This is a genomic window from Stieleria sp. (assembly GCF_041595215.1).
Lineage (GTDB): Bacteria > Planctomycetota > Planctomycetia > Pirellulales > Pirellulaceae > Stieleria > Stieleria magnilauensis.
On sequence record NZ_JBFHKV010000534.1, the window covers coordinates 1 to 5,634 of the forward strand.

Here is a 5,634-nt window from a genome sequence, read left to right on the forward strand (position 1 = left end):
ATTTACTGCGACGGCGTTTCGTGCGGTGACATCGACGGCGATGGAGACTTGGACGTGGTCGCCGGACGTTTTGGTATGAAGGTCCCGACTTTCAACGCTCTCACGCGTTTTATGAACCGATCGCTTTGCCGCCCGCGGAAAGTCCCAGCAACAGCATGTTCAGCTTCGTTGCCGATTTCTCCGGCGATGGCCGTCAAGACATTCTGGTACTCGGTCGCGTCCACAAACACGAAGCGATCTGGTACGAGAATCCAGGCAAATCGGATGTCCCCTGGAATAAGCACGTGGCGTTCCATCGCGTCAAAGGTGAATCGCCTACGCTCGTGGACTTGGATGGCGATGGTGTTCCCCAAGTGATCTGTCACTGGGACGGATGCTGGGGCTCGATTCAGCCCGATCCATCGCATCCGACCGAACCGTGGCGATTCATCCCGATCGGCGAACCCGAAGACTGGCCACAGTTTTATCACGGCCAAGGCGTCGGCGACATCAACAACGATGGCAAGCTGGATCTGTTGCTGAACGACGGATGGTATGAACAGCCCGACGATGCGTCGCGGACGTCCCCATGGAAGTTTCATCGCGGTCTGTTTTCAACGGGCCGTGGCGGGGCACAAATGTTTGCGCACGATGTCGACGGCGATGGAGATCAAGACGTGCTGTCCGCCGTCGATGCGCATGGCTGGGGATTGGCGTGGTACGAACAATCGGGGACCAGACCGGACACGGCGTTTCGCGAACACCTGATCATGGGCGATCGTTCGGCGATCGACCGCTATGGCGTGGCGTTCACCCAGCCTCATGCGTTGGCATCGGCTGACATCAACGGCGATGGATTGCCGGATCTGATCACCGGAAAGCGACGTTGGGCGCACGGTCCAGACGGAGACATCGATCCCGGTGCGCCGCCGGTGGTCTATTGGTTTGAACTGCGACGTGAACCCGGCGGCGGGGTCCGGTACGTGCCGCACCAAATCGACGACGCGTCCGGCGTCGGCGTTCAGATTCTGGCCACCGACTTGAACCGAGACGGACGCGTCGACGTCGCCACCGCGTCCAAGCTGGGAACGTTTGTCTTTCTGCAGAAGTAGCGGCCTTGCGATCTTGTTCCCGTTGATGCAGGATTCATTCCGCGGCATTGACCCAAATCCCATCCACAGCATTGCCTACCGAGCTCAACTCCACGTTTGCCACGCCAAGTCGAGCAAGCGGAGTTCCTGATCTGAGAGCGACGTTCCGGACATTGCTGGAGTCGTTCGGTTCTGGGGCTGTCGCTCCGTCTGGGCAATGTCGGTTTCGGCCGGTGCGTTGATTTCTTGATCCACCTGCTGATGGCGAACGACCCGCGTTGACAATTCAGACGCGGTAAGTTCTTCGGTCGGGTCGGATGAATCGGTCGGTGATGCCTTCGCCGCCGGCATCGAAGCCGCCGAAACGAAATTCGCTGCAACAGCGGCCGTTGAGCTGGCGGAGATGGTCGGGCCATTCCAATCACCGGCCAGCGGAATCCAGCCGGCGTTTCCACTGGGCCCGAACGCAAAGTAGTGATCGGCGGCGCCGGGGGTGAACGAATCTTTGAGGTGAAACAGAGAGACGTCCGGTTGGTACAGTCCGATCGTTTCGGTGCCGTCGCCATTCCAATCCCCCGCCATCGGAGTCCAGCCGGCGTTTCCACCCGGGCCGAAGGCGAAGTACTGATCCGATGCTCCGGCGGTAAACGAATTCTTAAGATGAAACAGCGACGCATCGGGTTGGTAGAGCCCGATGGTGTCTTTGCCATCGCCGTCCCAGTCGCCGACCACGGGTGTCCAGCCCGCATTGCCGCCGGGACCGAAGGCGAAGTAATGGTCGGAGGCTCCCGGTGTGGTCGAATCCTTGAGGTGGAACAGCGACACGTCGGGTTGGTAGAGTCCGATGGTATCGATGCCGTCCCCGTTCCAGTCTCCGGCCAGCGGAATCCAGCCCGCACCTGCGGGACCGAATGCGAAGTAGTGGTCGGCAGCTCCGGGCGAGAACGAATCCTTTAGATGGAACAGCGACGCATCGCCCTGGTACAGTCCGATGGTGTCGGTTCCGTCACCATTCCAGTCGCCGACCAGCGGCGTCCAGCCGGCGTTTCCGCTCGGACCGAACGCGAAGTACTGATCCGACGGCCCCGCGCCGAACGATTCTTTCAGGTGGAACAACGACGTGTCGCCTTGATAAAGACCGATCGTGTCTTGCGTCGTGATCGAGACGTCCACCGTGTCCAGCACCGCATCGACTCGGCTTTTCAACACGTTGACGTCATAGGTGTTTCCCGCTGCATCCGTCCTTTGGTTCAGCAAGACGACGACGTTGAATCCGTCGAGCCGTTGCCGCGCCATCGTCACGGTGCCCGGTAAGGAACCATAGAACGTGTAGTTTGCACTTCCGCCGCTGCGTCGTTCTCCGCTGATCCAGTATCGATCCAGAAAGCTTGTGACCGCCCGCGCCGAGGCGATCTGGCCTCCAAAGGATTCCATCGATTCCAGATGGAACGCTCCGTCGGGAAAGGCAACGAGCTGAGACGTGTCAAACACGCTGGTCCCCAGTGACGGATGGCGATAGTTCGGCTCGCGAGCGTTGCGGTCATCCGGCAGACTACGACCCAGTTCAATCTCCGTGTTCGCAACTCCGATCGGTCGAAAGATCTCGTTCTGCAAATACTCCGTGAAGTCGCGTCCCGTTTTGTTTTCGACCACCAGCCCCAGGATCATGTAGCCGAAGTTGGAGTAGGCGTAGCGCGTGCCCGGATCAAAATCCAACGGCTGCCCGAGCACGTACTGTGCGATCTGATATTGATTGGGTGGCGAATGGATGCCCAGGGCACCGGCGATCGCGATTTGATTGAACACCGGGTCTCCCGAAAGATCGCGGTCCCAGCCTCCGCGATGCTCGAGCAGATGCCCCACGTTGATTTGGGAGAGTCGGGCATCGGGCGTGCCCCATGGCGTGATGTCTAGTAGACAGTCATCGCTCGCCCCCACGGTGCAAAACACTTGATCGTCTAAGCTGAGCACGCCTTCGGAGATCAATTTGGTGACCACCGCATCGGTCATCGGCTTGGTCACGCTTGCCAATCGAAACATCGCATCCGGATCGATCGCGTCGGTTTGATCGTGATCGCTCCAACCCAAGCCGATCTCACCGAGCAATTGGCCGTCTTTGCTGATCGCAATCGACCCGGCCGGTATCTGTCGCTCGATCATGAATTGCTCGACGGTCTCCGTCAGCGCCGAGAGTTGCGGAAGCATCGTGCCGGAAATCGGCAACTCCGTGAACGCTTGGGCGGGCTTGGTCCAACTGGCCACGTAGCGGTCGATGCCTCCGACCGTGTAGCCATCCACCTGACGGAGTTCGTAACCTTGCGCCAACAACGCGTCAAATTCGGATTGATACTGGGATGAACTCAAGGCGTGGCGGAGCACGCCGCTGGTTGTCGATTGCTGTTCCCAGATCCCCGCGTAGTAATCGACACCTCCGACGCTGTAGCCACTGACATCAACGACGTCATAGCCTGATGCGGCGAACTGGCCGGACTGTTCTTGAAATTCGGCGGACGTCAAACCATAACGCCACACGTAGGCCGGCCCCGATTGTTTCTGCCAAATCGCGGCGTAGTAGCTTTGGCTGCCGATCGCGTAGCCGCTGAGTTTTGTGATTCGATAGCCTTGGCTGGTGTAATCGTTGTCAAAGTTTTGCAGCTGTGAACCGGTCATCCTGTGACGGGCGTAAAAACCGGGGCCGGACGAGTTTTCCCAAATCGCGGCATAGCGATCGATCCCGCCGATCGTGTAACCGTTGACGTGGGTCAGTCGATAGCCTTGGCCGACCAGGGCTGTGAATTCCTGCTGGTATTGGGACGACGTCATGCCGTGGCGTGCTTGCCAGGCGGTGCTGCCGGTGGGCTTCCAGATCGCCGCGTAGTAGTCTTGGCCGGCAAGTTCATACCCGGAGACTTGGAAGGGGCGATAACCGAGGTCCTGCAGGCGTGCGACTTCGGCGTTGTACTGCGTCGACGTCATGCGATGCCGAGCCACGATCCCCGTCGCCGCGGCCGCCGCGACGGATTGCGTGGAGGCTGTCGATTCGCTGACCTGGGCGACAGCCACGTCGCCGGAGAGTTCCGAGTGCATTTCAACCGCTGGCAATTCGATCGCCGCGAGCAAACGCCGCTGTTCCAATGATTCGCCGACGGGGCGAAAGGTGTATTGACGATTGGAACCCATGGGTGTTGTCCGAAGATGAGGCACTGAAACGGCGACATGCCGCGAAAATTCGATTCATCACCAGGATCGTGCGAAAAGGACAACGCAATCCCTTAATGGATTTTCTGACTCTAACGTTTTCTCTGTACCGGATTTCGCCGGGCAGGCGAAGTCTGTTAGGCCAGGAGGGCCGGCAGAGTGAATGCCGGTGGCGTGAGCCACCGGAGATTGTTACACGGAATCTCTGAGGCCCAGCGGGCCGACACAATTCCCCACTTTTAGCAGTACCGCGGTTCATGAGACCGATTGTGCCGGCCTTTCAGGCCTCCGTGATCGAGGTCTTTCCATTCCGGTGGCTGACGCCACCGGCAAGCATTGTGCCAGCCCTCCGGGCTTCATCGCGAACAAACATAGAAAACGTTAGAGTCAGCGGATTGTTAAGATTTTCCTCCCTCACCAAGCGGTTACCGTTACTTGTCGAGTCGGTGGGAAAGCCCCAAGACCGCTAAGTTAACATGAATGAGGGGCCTCTCGCGCTGGCGCGAACCGGCTGATATCAAACAAAGATTAGCCGTTTGGCGCGAGCCTACGGGCATTCAACTAAGGAAACGACGCTCAACTTAGCGGTATTGGGGAAAGATCGGACGGCTTGCGCCCTACCGCTAACAATAGCAGGAGTCAGCGGAACGAGGTTGCAGAGGATCACCGCCCCGAATGCTCGGGCGTGAAGCGGAGCAATTGTCCATTTTCCAGCGCCACCGAAATCCGCCCCTGGTGATCGATCGACACGCCGCCTTTGACGGCCAGTGCGGGCAACGGTTTGATCCAGTTGTCGCTGCCATCTCGAGTGTTGATCGAAACCAGGAACGCGTCGGATTCGTTCCCATCGGGATGGCCCGTCGCCAGCAATGTTTCATCGGTGACGGCGAAGCTGGTGAACCGTCGATTTCCCGTGTCTTGCCAGATCGCCTTGGGGGCTTCACCGCCGCGACGGACCCACCGCGCGGCTTCTTTGTAGGGTTTGGGAGTCCCCGGTGCCAACGGCTGTTGGCGAGCCAAGTTAACGAATTGGCTGCCTTCGTAACTGGCGTCGTGGCTAAGCTGGCAGCCGTCGCTGCACTGATAATCCAACGAGACGTATTTTCCATACGCCGGATAATACGGGTAGAACGCCGTCCGGAATTGCGAATTGACTTGAGCCCGTGGCGTGTTGAGGCACTCCAGTGTTTCCAGGTCATAGCGTGCCGTCTCGTAGACGCCGCCGGCAAGAAATCGCAGTTCACCATCGACGATCGTCAGGTTGCCCTGCAGACTGATGCCGTTGTTGACTTCACGTTCCAACGTTCCCGACGTCGTGTTGGAAACCTTCAGCGCTCCCGTCCGCGCATCGAGTGCGACGACGTGG

The 5,634-nt window shown here is 59.0% G+C and carries 3 protein-coding genes; 1 reads left to right on the plus strand and 2 read right to left on the minus strand.

Translation table 11 applies throughout. The features are described from left to right. The first annotated feature begins 155 nt into the window (after positions 1 to 155). Positions 156 to 1,091, plus strand: coding sequence for an FG-GAP repeat domain-containing protein (locus tag ABX749_RS19480; protein ID WP_372897435.1), 936 nt, complete (start codon positions 156 to 158; stop codon positions 1,089 to 1,091). Positions 1,092 to 1,175: 84 nt separating this feature from the next. Here the strand turns inward: ABX749_RS19480 and ABX749_RS19485 are convergent, their stop codons facing one another. Further along, a complete protein-coding gene (locus tag ABX749_RS19485) occupies positions 1,176 to 4,250 on the minus strand; it encodes a serine hydrolase (RefSeq protein WP_372897436.1) in 3,075 nt (1,024 codons plus the stop codon). Positions 4,251 to 4,931: 681 nt separating this feature from the next. Next, on the minus strand, positions 4,932 to 5,634 hold a 703-nt coding region (locus ABX749_RS19490; protein WP_372897437.1), incomplete at its 5' end, for a hypothetical protein.